17 protein-coding genes and 4 pseudogenes are annotated in these 18,684 nt (G+C 44.0%); 8 read left to right on the forward strand and 13 right to left on the reverse strand.

What is annotated here, in order from left to right; genetic code table 11:
- Nucleotides 1-81 precede the first annotated feature (81 nt).
- The 6 genes from FDX04_RS08110 to FDX04_RS08135 are packed head-to-tail and all read left to right on the forward strand — an operon-like array spanning nucleotide 82 to nucleotide 8,581.
- Nucleotides 82-2,607, forward strand: coding sequence for a phage tail tape measure protein (locus tag FDX04_RS08110; protein ID WP_137370747.1), 2,526 nt, complete (start codon nucleotides 82-84; stop codon nucleotides 2,605-2,607).
- Nucleotides 2,607-3,080 carry a hypothetical protein gene (locus FDX04_RS08115; protein WP_042063951.1) on the forward strand — a complete coding sequence of 158 codons (474 nt, stop codon included), beginning with the start codon at nucleotides 2,607-2,609 and terminating at the stop codon, nucleotides 3,078-3,080. The genes FDX04_RS08110 and FDX04_RS08115 overlap by 1 nt, the downstream gene beginning before the upstream one ends.
- The gene (locus FDX04_RS08120; protein WP_042063950.1) at nucleotides 3,077-3,559 is read left to right on the forward strand and encodes a DUF1833 family protein; all 483 of its coding nucleotides are present in this window, start codon (nucleotides 3,077-3,079) and stop codon (nucleotides 3,557-3,559) included. The genes FDX04_RS08115 and FDX04_RS08120 overlap by 4 nt, the downstream gene beginning before the upstream one ends.
- A gap of 9 nt (nucleotides 3,560-3,568) precedes the next feature.
- A complete protein-coding gene (locus FDX04_RS08125; protein ID WP_137370748.1) occupies nucleotides 3,569-3,949 on the forward strand; it encodes a nitrite transporter in 381 nt (126 codons plus the stop codon).
- The gene (locus tag FDX04_RS08130) at nucleotides 3,946-6,663 is read left to right on the forward strand and encodes a host specificity factor TipJ family phage tail protein (protein ID WP_137370749.1); all 2,718 of its coding nucleotides are present in this window, start codon (nucleotides 3,946-3,948) and stop codon (nucleotides 6,661-6,663) included. Before FDX04_RS08125 ends, FDX04_RS08130 begins: the two co-directional genes overlap by 4 nt.
- 55 nt (nucleotides 6,664-6,718) lie before the next feature.
- Nucleotides 6,719-8,581, forward strand: coding sequence for a head-binding protein (locus tag FDX04_RS08135; RefSeq protein ID WP_137370750.1), 1,863 nt, complete (start codon nucleotides 6,719-6,721; stop codon nucleotides 8,579-8,581).
- Between the two features lie 29 nt (nucleotides 8,582-8,610).
- Here the strand turns inward: FDX04_RS08135 and FDX04_RS08140 are convergent, their stop codons facing one another.
- Together FDX04_RS08140 and FDX04_RS08145 are read right to left on the reverse strand one after the other, a co-directional pair.
- Entirely contained in the window at nucleotides 8,611-9,681 is a 1,071-nt protein-coding gene (locus FDX04_RS08140) for an acyltransferase (RefSeq protein ID WP_137370751.1), read from the reverse strand.
- A 492-nt stretch (nucleotides 9,682-10,173) separates the two neighbouring features.
- On the reverse strand, nucleotides 10,174-10,416 hold the full coding sequence (locus tag FDX04_RS08145; RefSeq protein ID WP_137370752.1) for a DinI family protein: 243 nt from the start codon (nucleotides 10,414-10,416) through the stop codon (nucleotides 10,174-10,176).
- A 422-nt stretch (nucleotides 10,417-10,838) separates the two neighbouring features.
- Here FDX04_RS08145 and FDX04_RS08165 point away from each other — a divergent pair.
- A pseudogene (locus FDX04_RS08165) lies at nucleotides 10,839-11,344 on the forward strand (S24 family peptidase).
- A gap of 356 nt (nucleotides 11,345-11,700) precedes the next feature.
- Here the strand turns inward: FDX04_RS08165 and FDX04_RS08170 are convergent.
- From FDX04_RS08170 to FDX04_RS24150, 5 genes and pseudogenes are all read right to left on the reverse strand, one after another.
- Nucleotides 11,701-12,714 (reverse strand): annotated as a pseudogene (locus FDX04_RS08170) (integrase).
- Nucleotides 12,714-12,965, reverse strand: a complete 252-nt coding sequence (locus FDX04_RS08175) for a DUF4224 domain-containing protein (RefSeq protein WP_137370754.1) — start codon at nucleotides 12,963-12,965, stop codon at nucleotides 12,714-12,716. Before FDX04_RS08175 ends, FDX04_RS08170 begins: the two are co-directional and overlap by 1 nt.
- 79 nt (nucleotides 12,966-13,044) lie before the next feature.
- Nucleotides 13,045-13,323, reverse strand: a complete 279-nt coding sequence (locus FDX04_RS08180; protein WP_137370755.1) for a hypothetical protein — start codon at nucleotides 13,321-13,323, stop codon at nucleotides 13,045-13,047.
- Complete coding sequence (locus FDX04_RS08185; protein WP_137370756.1) at nucleotides 13,320-13,994, reverse strand: DNA cytosine methyltransferase; 675 nt, start codon at nucleotides 13,992-13,994, stop codon at nucleotides 13,320-13,322. Before FDX04_RS08185 ends, FDX04_RS08180 begins: the two co-directional genes overlap by 4 nt.
- Before the next feature lie 104 nt (nucleotides 13,995-14,098).
- Nucleotides 14,099-14,257 carry a hypothetical protein gene (locus FDX04_RS24150; RefSeq protein WP_170975150.1) on the reverse strand — a complete coding sequence of 53 codons (159 nt, stop codon included), beginning with the start codon at nucleotides 14,255-14,257 and terminating at the stop codon, nucleotides 14,099-14,101.
- Between the two features lie 124 nt (nucleotides 14,258-14,381).
- Here FDX04_RS24150 and FDX04_RS24610 point away from each other — a divergent pair.
- Nucleotides 14,382-14,687, forward strand: a pseudogene (locus tag FDX04_RS24610) (LexA family transcriptional regulator).
- A gap of 139 nt (nucleotides 14,688-14,826) precedes the next feature.
- On the opposite strand, the gene FDX04_RS08195 reads toward FDX04_RS24610, so the two are convergent.
- The 6 genes and pseudogenes from FDX04_RS08195 to FDX04_RS08220 all read right to left on the reverse strand — a co-directional run bounded on the left by FDX04_RS08195 (nucleotide 14,827) and on the right by FDX04_RS08220 (nucleotide 18,247).
- Nucleotides 14,827-15,804 (reverse strand): glycosyltransferase, encoded by a 978-nt coding sequence (locus FDX04_RS08195; RefSeq protein ID WP_137370757.1) that lies wholly within the window; start codon nucleotides 15,802-15,804, stop codon nucleotides 14,827-14,829.
- Between the two features lie 54 nt (nucleotides 15,805-15,858).
- On the reverse strand, nucleotides 15,859-16,269 hold the full coding sequence (locus tag FDX04_RS08200; RefSeq protein WP_061381075.1) for a type II toxin-antitoxin system HicB family antitoxin: 411 nt from the start codon (nucleotides 16,267-16,269) through the stop codon (nucleotides 15,859-15,861).
- Nucleotides 16,270-16,291: 22 nt separating this feature from the next.
- Nucleotides 16,292-16,470: pseudogene (locus FDX04_RS08205) on the reverse strand (type II toxin-antitoxin system HicA family toxin).
- Nucleotides 16,471-16,778: 308 nt separating this feature from the next.
- Nucleotides 16,779-17,588 (reverse strand): glycosyltransferase family 32 protein, encoded by an 810-nt coding sequence (locus tag FDX04_RS08210; protein WP_249935516.1) that lies wholly within the window; start codon nucleotides 17,586-17,588, stop codon nucleotides 16,779-16,781.
- Nucleotides 17,589-17,715: 127 nt separating this feature from the next.
- Entirely contained in the window at nucleotides 17,716-17,967 is a 252-nt protein-coding gene (locus tag FDX04_RS08215) for a DinI family protein (RefSeq protein ID WP_137370758.1), read from the reverse strand.
- Between the two features lie 10 nt (nucleotides 17,968-17,977).
- Complete coding sequence (locus tag FDX04_RS08220) at nucleotides 17,978-18,247, reverse strand: hypothetical protein (RefSeq protein WP_137370759.1); 270 nt, start codon at nucleotides 18,245-18,247, stop codon at nucleotides 17,978-17,980.
- Between the last annotated feature and the right edge of the window lie 437 nt (nucleotides 18,248-18,684).

Consider the following 18,684-nt stretch of genomic DNA (forward strand, 5'->3'; position numbering starts at 1 on the left):
CCTTCAAAGTAACAGACTTCACACCACACATTAACGAGCCTTCCATTTCACTGGAACAGGCTATGCAGGAGTGGACATAGCATGGCTGGTAAATCCCTCGGCACGTTGACTATCGACCTGGTGGCAAAGGTTGGTGGTTTTGTCTCTGGCCTTAGCCAGTCTGAGCGAGCATCTCAAAAATGGCGTAAACAGGTACAATCTGACGCCAAGGCTGCGGCCACCGCGTTCACCGCTTTTGCGACAGCTGCAAGCGCTGCAGCAATTGGTGTAGGCGTTGCAGGTTATAACCTGCTGAAAACCACTTCCAAACAGATCACTGAAACAGACCGTTGGGCGAAATCGCTCAATATGTCTACGCAGTCTCTGCTGGCCTGGCAGTATGCCGCCGAAAAAGCGGGCGTATCTGGTGACCAGATGGCTGATATCTTTAAGGATATTGGCGATAAGATTGGTGATGCGGTCTTAAATAAATCTGGTGAAGCTGTCGGTGCGCTTGATGCGCTGGGATTATCCGCAAAAAAATTAGCCGGTGAGTCACCTGATAAACAACTTCTCGCTATCAGCGATGCTCTTGGCAAGATAAAAACAAACGCCGAGAAAACAACCATTCTCGAAAGCCTTGGTAATGACCTGTCAAAGCTTCTGCCCTTACTTGATCAGGGTGGTGAAAAGCTTCGCCAGTACATGGACGCGGCAAAACAGTTTGGTGTTGCCCCTGATGATGCAGACATCGAAAAACTGGTGAAAGTAAACTCCCTGTTTGAAGACATGGAGACGCAGGTTAACGGCGTAAAAATTGAGATTGCTACCGGTCTTGCAAATGTTGACCTGTCAGGATTACAGAATGCGATCACTGACATGGGCGATGTTTTCAAAGACCCTCTGGTGATTCAGGGACTAACTGACCTGGTTGGCGGCGTTGTTGACCTAGCTACCTGGCTTGTGAAAGTTGGCGCTGAAGCAGGTAAGTTGATTGACCTGTACAAAGGCGGTAAGGCTGTTGGTGACAATGCATCTGTAACTGATATAGAACGTCGACTCAATAACCTCAAAGCTGATGTAGAAGACCAGGGTTTCCTTGCCAGTTTTAACAGAATTGGGATGGACGTTGACGGGAAGAAAGCTGAAATAGCACAGCTTGAACGCCGACTTTCCATTATGAAAGCCGGTAATAATCTTCCTCTCAGTCCGGCCACCATAGGTGGGTCATCCTCATCCAGTAAAAACTATTCCTTAGGCTCAGGAGAAACAAACGGTAAAGCATCGCCTGACGCCGGGGCCAAGAAGCTGGAGTCAGCGTTTAAGTCTCTGGAAATGAGCTATCAGCGCCAGATTGCGTTAATAGACACAACTGGCAAAAAGAATCAGCAGGTCACCGAGCTTGAGAAGCTGCGTTTTGATTTCACTTCAGGAAAATTAACAGGGATTAATGCTGCACAGAAAGAGCGCCTTGAACAGCTTGCAACGGAAATAGACCGTCTCAACTCTCTGAAAAAAGCCAACGAAGAAAACCTGAAACTTGTCGAATTTACCGCTAATTTGCGCAAGCAAAATCAGAATGACCAGGCAGCAAATGATTCTGATTTTATTGGCGCAGGAATGGGCGACAAGACTCGCCAGCGCATGAAGGAGTTGCTGGATATCCAGCGTAGTTTTCTCGACAGACAGGCAGACCTTCAGAAGCAATACCAAAGCGGCGATATCAGTAAATCGCTTTATGACCAGGAGACGTCAGCGTTACAGCAGGCACTTGATGAGCGTCTAGATATTCAGCAGGACTATTACAAAAAGTCCGACGCACAGATGGGCGACTGGCAAAGCGGGATTATGGATGCGTTGAATGATTACGCTGATAACTCCGCTGATTACTACCAGACCGCCGCCGATGCGATGACCTCCATTCTTAATGGCGCAACGGAATCCATCTCTGACAACCTGAATAATCTTGTGCATGGGGCAGAGGATTTAGGTGATTTCTTCAGTAATATTTTCTCTGGCCTTGGTGAAACAATCATTAAAACCCTTTCTGATATGGCGGCGCAGTGGCTGGTATATCAGGCTGTGCAATTGCTGGTAGGTAAATCCACTCAGGCAAGTGCAGCGGCATCAATGCTGGCAAACGCACAGGCTTCATCTTTACAGGCTCAGATCGCCGCTTATGCATCTACAGCGGCAATCCCTATCGTTGGTCCAGCGCTTGCGCCTGCAGCAATGGCAACAGCGGCGGCGGTAACTGCACCGCTTGTAGCAGCCGTTGGTACTTCTGCCCTTGCAGGTATGGCGCACGATGGTATCGACAGCGTTCCAGAAACCGGGACCTGGCTTCTTCAGAAAGGAGAGCGAGTCGTTACTTCTCAGACCTCTGCCAAGCTTGATGAAACACTCGACAGGGTGAATCAGCAGTCCACGCAGGGGGCTAGTTTCTCACCCGTTATAAACATGAATGTGAACGGTGACCCTTCCGACACTCAGATTGCCATGATGAAACAAGCAACTACAGAAGGGGCAAAGCTTGGTTATCAACAGGCCGCCAGTGACCTCGCAAGCGGGAAGGGGAGAATTTCAAAAGCGATGATGCGCTGGAACACTAACAGGAGAACTGGTTAATGGCTAAAACAACCAGCATTAACTATCCGAATGATTACCTGCCGATTCCGTTACAGGAAGGGTTCGGGTTAAAGCCTGTTAGCCCATTGCTGAGAACAGAACTTACATCTGGCAGGGCAAGGCAACGCCGCCTGTACACTTCAACGCCAACTCAGGCATCAGTGGCATGGTTGTTTACAGATCCAGAGTCTCAACTGTTTGAGGCGTGGTTCAGAGACACCATCAAAGATGGGGCTGACTGGTTCAATATGCCTCTTCGCTCACCTCTTGGCATTATCGACATGTACGTTTGCCGGTTCGTCGATATTTATGAAGGGCCGACCATTGAGGGTGGTAATTACTGGCGATATACAGCCACCCTTGAATTATGGGAACGACCAATTCTTGCACCTGGTTGGGCTGATTTCCCGGATTACATTATCAACAGCAGCATTATTGATATTGCGCTCAACAGGGAGTGGCCCAGACCGTGACAATTCTGAATCGTCTTTATGCCTCATCTGGTGAAGAGGTGATTATCGAAACACTCCAGATAAACATCGGTAGTGAAGTTTATTATTTATGTAAGGGCTTCGATGATATTACCGCAACCACAGAAAATGGTGATGCTGTGACATTCAATGCAGCAGCGATTGATATTGCACTTCCTGCCAGGAATAGTGATGGAACTCAGGACTTGCAGTTTGCTATCGATAACATTGATGGAGTTACTTCAACAGCGATTCGTAACGCGCTGGATAATCTCTCAGAGGCATCTTTAACCTATCGTAACTACGTTTCTACTGACCTGAGCGCCCCAGCTTCAGTTCCATATACTCTGGCTATTAAAAGTGGTTCGTGGACGTCGACACAGGCGCAAATAACGGCTGGCTATATGAACGTACTCGATACTGCATGGCCACGTCACCGTTACACCCTTCCGTACTACCCAGGCCTCCGTTACATGAGTTAAGGAGAAACTATGTTCAATCCTGACAAATACCTTTCTGTTGTGTGGCAGAAGGGGGGGCGCGTTTACCCTGAGCTTGACTGTTTTGGCATCGTCAATGAGGTACGTAAAGACCTTGGATTACCTCTCTGGCCAGATTTTTCAGGGGTAACTAAAGATGAATGTGGCCTTGACCGAGAGGCTGTCAAACTGATGCGATCACTTGAGAAGTGCGAGCCTTGTGTTGGGGCAGGCGCTGCATGTTATTCCGGGTCAACCGTCACTCACGTTGGTGTCGTAGTTGAGATAAATGGTCAACTTCACGTAGCTGAATGTAATCCGGGAATGAATGTGACCTTTCTTCCTGTTTCGCGTTTCAAACGACGCTTCGTTAAAGTGGAGTTCTGGAAGTGACAATCAGAATTTATCCCTCTCGCTTGCCTGGTGAACCGCTTGAAACGCATGAACACGGCGCCATCACAATTCACCAGTGGCTGATTAAAAAAGTAGAAAGCTATAAGCCTGATATGAAGCAACCGATCACAATTGATGTTGATGGAAAAAATATTCCACATCAGGCGTGGTTTGAATTTGCTATCAAATCAGATAGTGATGTCAGAATTTATCCTGTACCTTATGGCGCGGTTGCTCTTGCCTGGATTGCTGTTGCTGTATCAGTTGCATCTGTCGCGTATGCTCTTTTCTTTGCTCCTGGTGTTGGTGACCTTGGCGGTTATTCATCAGGAACGGGAAACCCTCTTGATGTAAATCCTGCTAAAGCGAACAACGCAAAATTAGGTGACCCGATACGCGAGTTATTCGGTCGAAGCCGTATTTACCCTGACTACGCAGTGCAGCCTGTAACGAGATTCTCAGTTGATGATCCTACTGTAATGACAGTTGAAATGTTCGTTGTTATGGGGAGAGGGCGTTTTTCATTTGGGGATGGCGATATTCGTGTTGGGTCAACTCCAATTGCTTCTCTTGGCGATGGGTTTAAATACACAGTGTATCAACCAGGGCAAAACGTTAGTGGAGACCAACGATCAGAAAACTGGTTCAATTCCACAGAGGTTGGGGGAACTGCGTCTGGTTCAGGTCTTGATATGGCGCAAACTGCGCCGGACACGGAAGATGTTGTTGCTGATTCGCTAACCGTTTCCGGACCAACAATAACATTTAATGGGCTGAGCACTGATGATGGAGATGAGACAACAAATGACCTTCCGGATACATGGACTGTTGGTGCTATTGTTGAGTTAATTGTTCCTGATTCCTATGTGGTAACTAATGATGGCGCTTACAGTAGAATTACCAGTGACACGCTTGAAGAAATTTCTCCTTATGTTGGGATGGCTGTAACGCTCTGGTACAACAGCATTGATTACCAACTATTCATTGCTGACTTTATACCTCATTCAGAGCCAGTCGGCGAAGATGTGATTACCGCATCAATAACCCTCGCTTACGATAGCGCCACTGGAACTCCGTTCACCGGGATTCCTGAAGGTTATGTCAGGCTATCTGTTTCGCATTCCGGAAGCGAATATAAGATTCTTGATATAGATGGTAGCTCTGTAACTTTAGAGCGGGTTATTGACGGCAGCGTTGATCCGTCATGGCCTGGATTTTCACCGCGTACAGTTCTTGATTTTGAAGCCAACGGTTTAAATGAAAACGATAATTGGATGGGGCCTTTTCTGGCATGTCCCGAAAATGAAGTTGCTGATATGTTCGAAGTAAACTTCTTCTTCCCAAACGGTATCTGTGGGTACAACAAAAAAGGAAACAAGCAAAACCGTGAGGTGAAGTGGGAGATTCAGTATCGGCCATATGGTTCAGGCGCTGGCTGGATAAGCAAAACAGGATCGTACAATCTCCAGAACATCAATGGACTGGGATTCACCGAACGAATCGCGCTGGATGCGCCTGCGCTGGTAGAAGTAAGAGCTCGCCGCACGAACGAGCAGGGGCAGAATAACAGCCGAGATAACATGTACTGGCAGTCATTGCGTGGGCGTTTATTGTCTCGGCCGGTATCGTATTCTGGCGTCACCGCAATGGCGGTGACCGTGGAAACTGGTGGTAAACTGGCTGCTCAGTCAGATCGTCGAGTAAACGTCGTTGCTACGCGAGTTTATGATTCAGGTGTATCAAGGAGCATTTCTGGTGCTCTGTATCATATAGGTAATGAGTTGGGTCTGGCGATGGACCGTGAAGCTATTGACTCACTAGAAACTACTTACTGGACTCCTGGCAGCGAATTTTTTGACTTTGCCACCACGGATTCTGTTTCTGCGCTGGAAATGCTTCAGAAGGTGACAAATGCAGGAAAAAGTTACTTCCTACTTACCGATGGTCTGGCATCTGTAGCAAGGGAAGGTGTGAAAACGTGGACGGGAATAATCAGCCCACAGGAGATGACTGATCAGCTGCAGACAGCTTTCGTTGCTCCGTCAGCAGATGACTATGATGGTGTTGATGTTACATATATCAACGGTACTACATGGGCTGAAGAGACGGTGCAGTGCAGAACATCAGATAACCCAACTCCGGTAAAAATTGAGGACTATACGCTTGATGGTGTTCTTGATCAGGATCGAGCTTATCAGATTGGTATGCGAAGACTGATGAAGTATCGGCAGCAACGTCTTACTCACACGACTACAACGGAAATGGATGCTCTCTGCTATAACGTTGGTGACAGGATTATCTTTACTGATGACATTCCAGGTAGCAAAACAATAAGCACGTTGATTGAGGCTATGAACACTAGTAACGGTGTAACTACTGTAACCGTGTCAGAGTCACTTGACTGGACATTTAACAATCCACGCGCATTAATACGTTATCAGGATGGTTCCGCGTCAGGGTTGTTGCCTGTCACTAAGGTCAGTGATTATGAAGCATCGTTGCCTGAACAGGACGATTTCAATAGCATCATACTAAACGATCCATCCATCGAACCTCCGCGCCTGATTTTTTGCGAATCTTCGCGTGTTGGATACAGCGCATTAATATCAGAGATTGCACCCCAATCTGATGGCGCCTGTCAGGTTACTGCAAAAGAGTATAGAGACTCATTCTATCAGTACGACAACGCCACCTATCCCGGCAATGTTGCTTAAATAAACCCACTTCTCATGGACCCACCTCGGCGGGTTTTTCGTTTATGAGGCTAATATGACGACTTATAACACCGGCAATCCGCTGGGGTCTGCTGCTGCAAAAGATTTATACGATAATGCTCAAAATCTTGATCATCTTGCTAATGAGCAAGTTAATGAAACATGGGCTGATCGTTTTGGGAAAGAAAGGCTGACATGGTATGGTATCGAAAAGAAAACCATGCAAGCATTGATGAATTATGGCTACATCACGAAGAAATCTTTTGAAATTGGCGCTACCCTCGACACTCCTAACACTGTTTTGCAGTGGGAAAACAATGGCGAATTCTATCGCTGGGACGGAGACTGGTCGCAACCCAAAGTAGTTCCCGCTGGTTCTACACCTGATAGCACCGGCGGAATAGGGAGCGGGAAATGGATGGGGGTAGGCGATGCAAGTTTACGGCACGATCTATCCACACCTACCGGTAGTGAGTTGGTCAACACACCAACAGGAACCGTGGAAGAAAGACTCACGGCATTGTCTGAAAAAGACAAAGATATAGAATCGAATCTTGTTACAAACATCATACCATGCTCCACGCCAACAGTAGGCATGGGAGTGAAGGCTATTGTTAAAATAAGCTCCGATGATGATTTTTACGTCATTAGCAAAAAAGCAAATGGCAAGTCTGGATTCATCGCCAGCCGGGTTACAAATGAAGTTTCCCCATCTGATGCAGGAAATTATGGTGGGCAGTCTCCATTTAGACCTGGAAGCGTAGATAACATTAAAGACGCTGTTGTTGCGAAGCTTGCTCCTTATGCAAAGGGAGCTGGTGTTATCTTATCAACTTTTAATGCTTCACAGATCGCAACATTATTTGGGTTTTCGGCAACAGGGGCATCAATTAATGCAAATACTGCTGCCGGTGATTATACCCTGTTTAGCCCTCAGGTTTATCAGGTCCCAAATGGAAGTGATATTACATATCAGCTTTCTGTACAAAAAGCTAAAATACGACTTGCAGGTTCAAACAATTCGTCAGCAACAGTAAATGTTAGCATTAGCCGTGATGGAACAAACTGGTTACAAACAAAAACTGTGACAACACAACTCCCTCCTGCTGGTCAATCACCATTACCTATGGAAGTTGATGTTGATGGGTTGCCTGGTACATGGTATCTGAAAATAGCTAATGCTCACACGGCTCCATGCTATGTTGTTGGATTGAACATATTAAGCATAGGTGGGGATGTGGTCCTTGATTATGATAATATAATGGCAACATTGTTACCTGATTTTGCTAGCGGACCCGCATATTACTTTGGTGGAAGCGGTGCAACTGAGTTTGCAGCAAAAGAAAAGTCAACAGGGAAATTCTTCGGAACTTTTCATGGTGGGCATGGTGATTTCTTACAGAGATTAAGAACAGAAAATAGTTCATATAATCTAGATTCTGGATCGGCCCCAGTTTTGCTCTTAACACATAGTGCAGTATTGCATAGCTCGTCAGTACTAACCATCGGGTCATCATCTTATCGTTATGTTGCAAGTACTATCTTCGGTGATGGTACTCATACAACCAGATTTTCCCTTAAATTGAATGCTGGAACACCTATTATTTGTGAACGCATTTATACCCACATGGCAACCAGTTGTAGGAACTTTGACTGGATACACTTACCATTGCTGGTAAATAAAACTGATGACGGTGATGTTGCTCTTGGGCAGACTGGATTTATTCAACAGTTTAGAAGTGATGATACCGCCACAATTAATTGCTCATTTTCACAGGTTAATATCCAAGATAACTCTCTTGGTGCTTATGTTTCTTTCCAGCCAAATTACAATAAGCAGTATTACGGTACGGCTTTTTCATCAGGTGGACACCCACTTAATGATGGAATGTATACAACATGCAAGGAGTTTTTCTAAAGCTAAGGCGGCATACAGCCGCCTTTCAATTAATTTTTTACTAACCTAGTGTAAGCATAGTTTCCTGCTTTTATAAATGGTTTTTCAATTATTTTATATAGTATATGCGATCCGATTAAGCTTACTATTAAAACGACCGAGAACATTATCAACCCTTTTTCTTTTGCAAAAGACCCACCAATGTAATCAGATAGAATTATTAGAGCCACTACATGAAATAGGTAGAGTGAATATGATATATCGCCCAGCCAGTGAAAGTTTTTTTGATATCCAATTGGCTTTACCCATTCGTATGAAAGGCAAAGGAAGACTATAGCGGAGGCAATGATCCCAAAATTATCAATTCCGTGGTCGTTGAAATTACCAAAATATAGACACCACAAGCAAATGAAAATAGAAATCGATATTGTTTTATGGTTTATTGCTTTGTGTAATTTAACTCTGTTATCAACAATGTATCTATGCAATTCATAAATGGCCATGCCAACTACAAACTCAATCATTAGTGGCGAGGATAGAGTTGATATTATTTGGGCGTATGGACCACTATAATTTACTCCTCCAGAAACATTGACGGTTACATTGCCATTGAATGAAAGTTGAATAACTATCATAAAAATAATTAATAACAAAGAGCAAATTAAAGTTCTATATTTCCATGAGATCCACATGGATATCATAAAGATACCATAAAACACTATTTCATAAGTAAGAGTCCACGCAACATAGATTACAGAATATCCATACTTTGGTGCCGCATCATTATAATTAAGATGAGAGAAGTATAAAGATTTGTGAAAATCGTCAGCCTTTATCCCTGGCAATAAAAATACTAGCAATATTAAAAGGATAAAATAAACAGGGTAAATTCTGAAAATTCTTTTTGTTATAAATGAATGGTTAGATTTATTTTTTTGTGTTGATAATGATATTATGAAACCACTTATAACGAAAAAAATATCAACTCCAATGCTTCCTTTTGAGAATAGAATATTGCCTATATTACTAATATCATATGCTCCATTGAGAAACTTTCTCAAGTGGAATAAGACAACCATTAGGGCAGCAATACCCCTTAAATATTGTATAGAATTTATCATCAAACAATCTCACAAATTCCAATAAGTTTATAAGTTACATATAAAAATATGAATAGATGTATACTTTCATGCTATAAATAAATTTCATAATGTAAATTATGTGAATCTAAAACTACAATAACAATCAAAAACAGTCATTACTAGCATCTTGGTTCCTTCCTGTAATTATGTATTTTATAACATTTTAAAGATACAGCACAAGACATTGACACACAAAGCTTTGTATCGATTTTCGGAGATTTTTGCTGCTTTTCTATGTCACTTTCTCATCAAGGCAGTTAGCCAACCACTGCACCTTCTTAACAAGCTTGTAAGACAAAATGTGGAATTTGCATCGGTTTGTTAGAATTTATGCTGTTTAATTGGCGTGAATACGATTATTGCTAAATGCAAGCCATGAGAACGACTTACTGGCAAACGTTCGATAGTGCGAGTATGAATGATTGCCAGTTGCTGCGGATTCTACTTAAGCAATATGACGGCTCAGGGAGTTTAATCTGAAACCAGCCACATATCAGCCTCTTCAAACATTTCCTGAACAGTACGGCTGATCTGTTCCTTCTCATATTTGCTGGCGTCTGTATTGATTGCCGGCAGTGTCATCATCGGTTTAACCCGAACATCAGCATCGGGGAAAGTCCGGTGAACCCTCCTGGTCAATTCGCCCAGAATGATATCTTTTGCACCGGGCAGACCATCAAAATTCCTTGTGTCATAAACGAGTTCCACGAACATTGCTTATTGCCTCTTTACTGGATGGATATACAGTATTTATACTGTGTTTTTATCCGGTATTCAAGAGAGGGCGTGATGATGCCACGACGCAGCGATATTGAAACGGCCTGGTACGGGAAAATCCGGTGAACCCTCTTAGTCAATTCGCCCAGAATGATGTCTTTTGCACCGGACAGACCATCAAAATTCCTTTTGTCATAAACGAGTTCCACGAACATTGCTTATTGCCTCTTTACTGGATGGATATACAGTATTTATACTGTGTTTTTATCCGGTATTCAAGAGAGGACGTAATAATGCCACGACGCAGCGATATTGAAACGGCCTGGTATGCTTCGATACAGCAAGAGCCGAATGGCCGGAAGACCGTCACCACACAACGGTTTGTCCAGGAACTGAGCAAGGTTAACTGGAACTGGACGATGAAGCAGGCCAATGAATGGATCGAGTGGTATGTGACAACATTCCGCGATGTATCAACGCAGGAAGGCGAGAACCGTACCTTTCAGCTGTTCAATCCAAACGGAGGTCTATAGCCATGGGATTTCCTTCACCTGCGGCAGATTACGTTGAAACAAGGATTTCCCTTGATCAGCAGCTTATCAGTCAGCCCGCAGCGACTTACTTCATGCGTGCATCACGCTCACATTTCAGGGAAGGGATAATCCAGGGGGCGCTTCTTGTTGTTGATGCGTCACTTTCTCCCTGTGATGGCTCGCTGATGATATGCGCTATAGACGGGGAATTCAGGATCAAGCGATATCGGACTCATCCTCAGCCCCACCTGGTTAATCTGGAGAACGGGAGGAGGGAGGCGCTGCCAGCAGATGATGACGGTTACAGTTCTGCACCCGCTATATTTGGGGTGATCACGTACATCATTAATGATGCCAGGAACGCGGAGTTTGATGACTGCCCGGTGATGTGAATAGCTTAAATTGTGCGAGGATTTTAACCTCATTTACCCGACACGTTAGGACGATGTTGAGAGCAAAAAATGTTTCACCATTGTACCTTCTTGATGATTATAAGCTATTGATTAAGTTGATCTTAAAGTCATGTGTTATTGGCGAAAAAACGGCGTAACTTGTTGATAGTGCTTGATAACACGCGTGATTTAAAATCCCTCGGCGTTCGCGCTGTGTGGGTTCAAGTCCCACTCCGGGTACCATGGGAAAGAATCAATAAAATCAATGATAAGCAGTGTCGTGAAACCGCCCCTTCAGGCGGTTTTTTTATAACATTTGCTTCACTTCAGAATATGCCTTCAGAACATGCGCCGTATTATTTTTGAGCGCCCGCCACTGGAACAACCTTCACTTTGCGATCATATCGGGCTGTCTGCGTAACGTTTTTGTGTCCGGTGATGGCCTGTTTTTCGTAGACGCTACCTTCCAGGTCAGACACGCCTTTTGCCTTCAGGTCATGGAAAGTAAAATTAAAGTCGATGTTGGGGAAGGTGGCGATAGCTAACTCTCTCGCTTTTCTCCAGCGACTGTTAAAGCCATCCCTTGTATAACCACTGCCTGATTGCTGGTGGAGGACGTAAACTGAACTCATCCCCGGATTTAGCGGTAATGTTTTTGCTAACTGAATAGCGTCATCCAGGCGGGAAGACCAGCCTTTAATTTGAGTGACGTGCGTCTTGCTTTGTTTAATCATTATGCCGTCAGAGACGAATTGGCTTTTCTTCATCTCCAGAACGTCTTTCTGCCTGGCACAGCACAGGTAGGCTAATTCCATAGCAACCTGCACAATCACAGGGGAAACACTGTAAAGCGCCGCGTATTCTTCATCAGTTATGTACCGTTCGCGAGCGACTTCTTTGAACTGCCTTACACCCTTGGTCGGATTGCCTTTCACCATCCCACGCTCAAAGTCCCAGCGGTACACCCTGGATAAAAAAGCCTTCTCCCGGTTAGCCTGGGTCTTGCTGCGTAGGCCGCGCTTATCCAGATATTTCCTGATGTGCTCCGGTTTTATAGCATCCGGCAACATCTTGCCGAATACAGAGAGAACTTTGACCGAGTATTTTCGGTAATCATTGCGCGTATCAACCGCAAGGTCAGAGAAGTCAGGTGAACGGAAAAATGCTTCTACCAGCCCTGATAATGAATTGTCGTCTTTTCTGTCATTGAGCAACGCTTCATAGGCTGTCCATACCTGCGCCTGGGTAGCGGATGAATCACATAGTCAGATCGTACCACCACCTTTAGGCTTAAACTCAAATGCAGAACGGCCCCGATATACGCGGGGTGGCATCCATGAGTCTTCTTTTTTCTTGCGGGAACCTGCCATTAATCAAGTGCTCCAAAATTAGGCTCAGCGACTTCTACAACTGGCGCTTGAGCGCGGTGCTTCAGTGGGTTGTTGAAATGCCCCCACGTTGTCCGTGGGCGACCATCGCGCCGGGTTATAAAGAAAATTCCCGCATCTCGCAATGTGTCACACTGCTTTGAAGGAATTGTATACCCGGTTAACTCTGTGATCACTTCATCTGAAATGATTGTGTTGTCGCCGCTGGTGGCCTGGGTTAATGCTGAATTCACTTTCTAAAACCCTCTAAAACGACGAAGAGAGGAAAGGGGGAAAAATTCAGAAATAATTTAGGGGAGAAAATGCACCTCCCTAGTTGTTAATCTTTACCGGCACTTTCGATGAGGTTAGGTAAAGTACCCTGGTTTCCTTATCTTGTTCTTTATTGCTCATATCGAACCATTCTTTTTTACAATCCAGCCAGCCTTTTTCACCGACCTTTCGCCATTGATATAAAGGTTCCGAACTTATAGCTTTGCAGCGATTTACTGGCGCTTGTGCTGTCCCGGTTTCCTTGCGCCGAATAGCCTCAAGCATGGCCTCATACGCTCCCATTGGGATTTGCACGTAACGCAATTGGTTATTGGTCATTTAATCAATCTTCCCCGATTTGCCAAAAATACTGCTCGCGCGAACCCACGCGGCGTGAGTGAGCGGAGTTGTTTCGTTCTCTCCGATTTGCCACCCAAGTAAGTCCAACCCCAAAATTTTCCAATGTGCTCCACAGGCAGCGGTTCCGGCATCACAAAGCCGTTGCCAGCCCATATGCATGTTTTCTTTGTGTAGCCGTCGCGCGCTGGCATTTTCGGGTGATGGCTTTCCTCTTCTCCTGTCATGTACCCGCCATACTGGTACGGGTGGAAGTAGTAATCCGGTTTGCGCCAATGGGCCGACATTTTGCCCACCGGGTTTTCAACCATCCATTTAGCCCCGTAGAAATCAGCGATTGCCTCTATCATCTGCGCATTCTCCACAGATACTAAACTGGTATGCCCTTCATGCTTCGCGCCAGACACAGCAAGCTCTGTACAGTCAGGGAACGCAAAAATAATATCCGGGCCAGGAATATACATACGCTCCACCCTGTCGATAAATTGGTAATCAATCCACACATCAATGTGATGTACCAATGGATGCTCTTTGCGCCCCACGTACTCGCCGTGATTACCCGATGAGGAATTAAAGCAGTACTCGGTGTGACCATATTCAGCCCACGGCAACCCCATAATCCCTGAGCCGTCAAAAAGAGACCATATAACCATTCTGTTATCGGCCCTTACAAGTGAATCTAACCATGTGTAAGCGCTATTTTCATTAATAAGCCTCCCACAATAATTCCTCACAAAAACAAATTAACTTTAAACATTTAGTTATCACCCTCTAAAAGCTTGTATACATTCTGTGCATTGCGGTGAGTTAACCCAAACTGATTGACCATGAAGTTAATTACCTCCCCATAAGGCATCCCTTCATCTATTTGTCTTCGGATTATTTTTATGTCTTCATCAAGTAATTCTTCGTTCATTCTTTGCCTCTTCAAGTGAATGAAGCGCTATTAGGTAAATAATCAGATCTTGTGCTTCATGGAACGATAGTGGTGCTAATTCTGAACAAGCGGATTAAGGAGCGCTGAAGTGAACAAACTTACCGTGAGACAAAGTGAAGTACTTGGTTCGATCGTGAACTATCAGCGCCGGTTTGGATTCCCTCCAACGATATGTGAACTGGCTGGGCTGATTGGTTGCTGATCACCGAATGCGGCAGCGGAGCATGTGAAGGCCATAGCGAAGAAGGGATATATCTCAGTTGTGCCTGGAGTATCCAGGGGGATTACCGTTACTTCAGCAAACGATGAGGCAGACGCGATATCGATCATAAAGTCACTCATTAACGGTGATAGTGATTCAAAAGAACGCGCCTTGTCATGGCTGGAAGCGAGAGGGGTTCAGCAATGAAATTAACGTTGCCATTCCCGCCAACGGTTAACACCTATTAACCGTGTAACTGAAAATATGGTTACGTACTGAATTTTGTCGTGGGGATGTCTCAGCCTATGGGAAGAAAGCTGCCTATGTTTGGCAGCTTTCTTCTATACTATTTTGTGCCTGCAATCACTCTTAGCTTGTATCTAAATTTATTTGCAAGGCAAAACTCACGGATAAAGCACAATCTAATGCGGCGGCTTATTTTTTGTGTTTTGAAATATGGCTTGAGTGCTTTCTTTATATCATGAATTTGCGTATTGTTAAAAAAACAATAGCCATGAATTCTTTTGCTGATTTTTCTTGCAAAATTGTATGTAATGTATACAGATGGCGATATGATTTCAATCTCATCTTTAGTTTTACCATTAGCTAATTCTTTGAAAACACCCAAAGCATATATTATGTCATCTACATCCATACTTGCCGTGGAGGTGGTTATGCTTCCCTGTCTGATGCGATAGAGCACCAGTTCATCAGTTATACGATGGATTTCTTTTGCTGAAAGGTATATTTTTGGTAAAAGCGCAACATCTTCGTAACGCCTTCCAGCAGGGAATTTAAATTTATTAAATAAATCCTTTTTGTAAACTCTGGCCCAGGCATACCATTGACTTCTTAGAAAAGTTTCACGTAAATCACTTATTGAGTTTATTTTAAAGTGTCCATCGGATGACGTTATTAATGGGACTTTCATTTCGTTATCATATTCATAAATCAATTTTATATTAAACTCGATTAGATCAGTTCCGTCATTCTCTATTACTGGGCGGATTTTCTCCCAGAAGGACGGCGCCCAAAGGTCATCGCCATCCAATAGTGCTATATATTTTCCAGATGATGCCTCTATTCCATTATTTCTTGCGATGGATATCCCCTGGTTTTCTTGAGATATCACTCTGACAGTCTGAGTCGATTTTTTGATAAAAGATTCTATTTCTTTAAGCGAGTTATCTGTCGAACCATCATTAATTACAATGATTTCAACACTATCATCAACCTGGCTGCATACAGATTGCAAGCATTCATAAATATAATCTTGGCAGTTGTAGCAAGGAATTATGACGCTCAACAAGAAAGGGGTACTCATTGAATATGTCCTTATTTTACTGAAACTTTTTGTAAACAAAGCCTCTTGCGAGGTTTATCGTTTTTCTCGTCCTATCACTTTATCAGCAGCTACACGGGACAGGAATCCAGAACGGCTACCGTACTCAGGGTGTGCGGCGACAAACTGGTCGATACGGCGGATCAACAAAGAGGGAAGAGTAACATTGATTTTTTCCGCTTTCCCCATCAATCGCGTAACATCCACATCCACCAGCGCCCATACCACATCTGCATAATCAGGATTGTCCAGCCAGTTCTCAATGCTGGTAGCTTCAGGTACTACTTCGCCATCCTCCACCAGCAATTCTATATGTGCGTCGATTGCTTCACGTACACTCTCGATTGCGTCCTGGTAGTTATCACCACCAGAAAAGCAGCCGGGAATATCCGGTACGCGAACGCCGAAGGATGAATCGCCTTTATCAATAGCAATGGGATATAACATTAAAACCTCCAGTAGGTGGGGCTTAAAGCCCCGCCTGTTTTTTGATGCTTTTCAGTGTTGGTAGCGGTATGTCTTTTGTGGATGGTTCACCGTTACCAGCCCTTTCTTCGTTGGGTGTTTGAACTGGTGATGACTGCCTCTTACTCTCACCAGATACCACCCATCGGCTTCTATCATTGCTATTGCATTCCTGCTATCCATCCTCCGGCTCTCTAGTGTTGTTTTGATGGGGTTATAGTAACCCTCGCACGTTCTGGTGTCAATACCTTTTGGGGTTATAAGGGTTATTTTTGGCGGATGATGCGGACAGAAAAAGGGCAAAGAATAGTGAATTGCCGCAGTTGCACTCTTGCAGACGACGCAACTGCGGATTGTACGCGCTTTGTCATTCCAACCAGAATAAATTCTCTGGCTCTCGCCAGCCCACCGGTATTTCGCTTATCGTAAACCCGTTCAATGACTCCGGAAAATCATTGTAATTGTAAACAGCATCAGGTCGAGTAGAGCGATCATGGGGCTCTAAGTAAGAGTAAATATGAGATTTTATTCGTTAGTTTAACTGAAAAAATTAGTTTTTCATTAGATAGAATAGGGAATTCTCCTTTATCTGATTTTTTCTTTAATCGACTAACGATCAGCCTGTTGAAAATTTTTAGTTTATCTTTTCTGCTATGAGATAGTAACCAGGAGCCGGAGAAGTGATGTATGGAATAATTTGTTTTATTATCAATCCTCTCGCAGAAATAATTTGATGGGAAAATTATTTCCTTTTCTCTTAGGTGAATTGTGTTATCAGATAAAAATGGTTGGGATATATTGAATTTTTTGACAAGGAACTCAGTCATTAGCAGTGTGTTTGGTGTTAGGTCAAAAGTGTTTTTAATTATGAATTTTTTATTTTCATATGTATCCAGTAAATCTTTTATAATACCATTTCCCTTAGAAGCACCCAGTACCGCTGATGTAATAGGGAGAGTTTTGCCATTAAACACTTCATGGCAACTAAAAAAATCGAGTGATAGCAGGTTATCAAATTCTTTTGTTACCTCGACATCTGTATCCAGATAGATACCACCGTGATGGTATAAGGCGTGGAGCCTTATATAGTCGGACACAAAAGCCCATTTTTCATTTTTATACGCTTCAATCGCGTAAGTACTTTTAATGGAGTCCAGACATTCATTGCTCCATTCTATAATTTCATAATCTGGGAGGAATTTTTTCCATGTAGCAATACACTCTAAAACAAATGGAGGTTTAGGTTTATTACCTACCCAAATATAGTGAATCTTTTTTGGTATCAAGGTCAGCCTCTTCATTGCTATCAAATAATAGTTATGAAAAATATTACCATTAACCGCGCTTTAGTGCAGGTATTTTCCCACCTGCATGGGTTGTTGCCTCACCAGCACACATTGATAGGCGTAGTGATCATCTCTGAAATCATCAGCGAAAACCTTCTCCATTCACCAGCCACATATCGGCCTTTTCAAACATATCCTCCAGCATGCGGTTCAGCTTTTCCCGATCGCTTTTGCTGGCATCGCTATTCAAGGCGTTCGCCTGCACTGGCTTCACCTTCACTTCGGCATCAGGGAAAATCTGGTGCACTCGCTTCGTCAACTCTGCCAGGATGATCTCTCTGGCCCCCGCCAACCCATCAACATTACGCTTGTCATAAACCAGTTCAACGAACATGACACACCTTTTAGTCGATGAATTTAATGGAAGGATGATCAATGCCAGCATCTATGTAATCGACGGATTTCTTTAGTTCACGCAGGAGATTTTCAGCTTGCCTACGGGACAAGCAGATCGTTTGATCAGGGAATTGCACCGACGGCCATGATGGGACAGAAACCATAGTGTCTGTGAATTTGGCGTGTAACAGAACATGTTCAGTGAGCGCGCAGTAACTGATAGCAAAATCAGTTAACTCAGGCATTGCTCCTGCATTCGACTCTTTTGCGGTTACCATAAAACAATCCTTTTATGCTGGATGTATATACAGTAAGCGAGATCGGGATATGGTCAATGGATACGTAATATTAGCTATTCACTTATTGTAAGTAACTGAATGATAAAAATGGTGTTAACAATAGATGTTATGAAAAAACGCGCTATCTCACTGAGATTAAGAAAGAAAGCGCATGATTTAAAATCCCTCGGCGTTCGCGCTGTGTGGGTTCAAGTCCCACTCCGGGTACCATGGGAAAGAATAGAATAATCAAAGCAATAAGCAGTGTCGTGAAACCACCTACGGGTGGTTTTTTTGTGCCTGCAATCCATCGTTTTATCCTGCGTGATACGTAATCAAACACTTGCTTGCTATAGATAATCACTCTATCGACGAATCGGTGCGTTAAACATAAAGCCCCCTCGTGCATAACACCGATCGGTTAAGCAAAATGATCG

It is taken from the genome of Citrobacter sp. wls615 (genome assembly GCF_005281355.1).
GTDB lineage: Bacteria > Pseudomonadota > Gammaproteobacteria > Enterobacterales > Enterobacteriaceae > Citrobacter > Citrobacter werkmanii.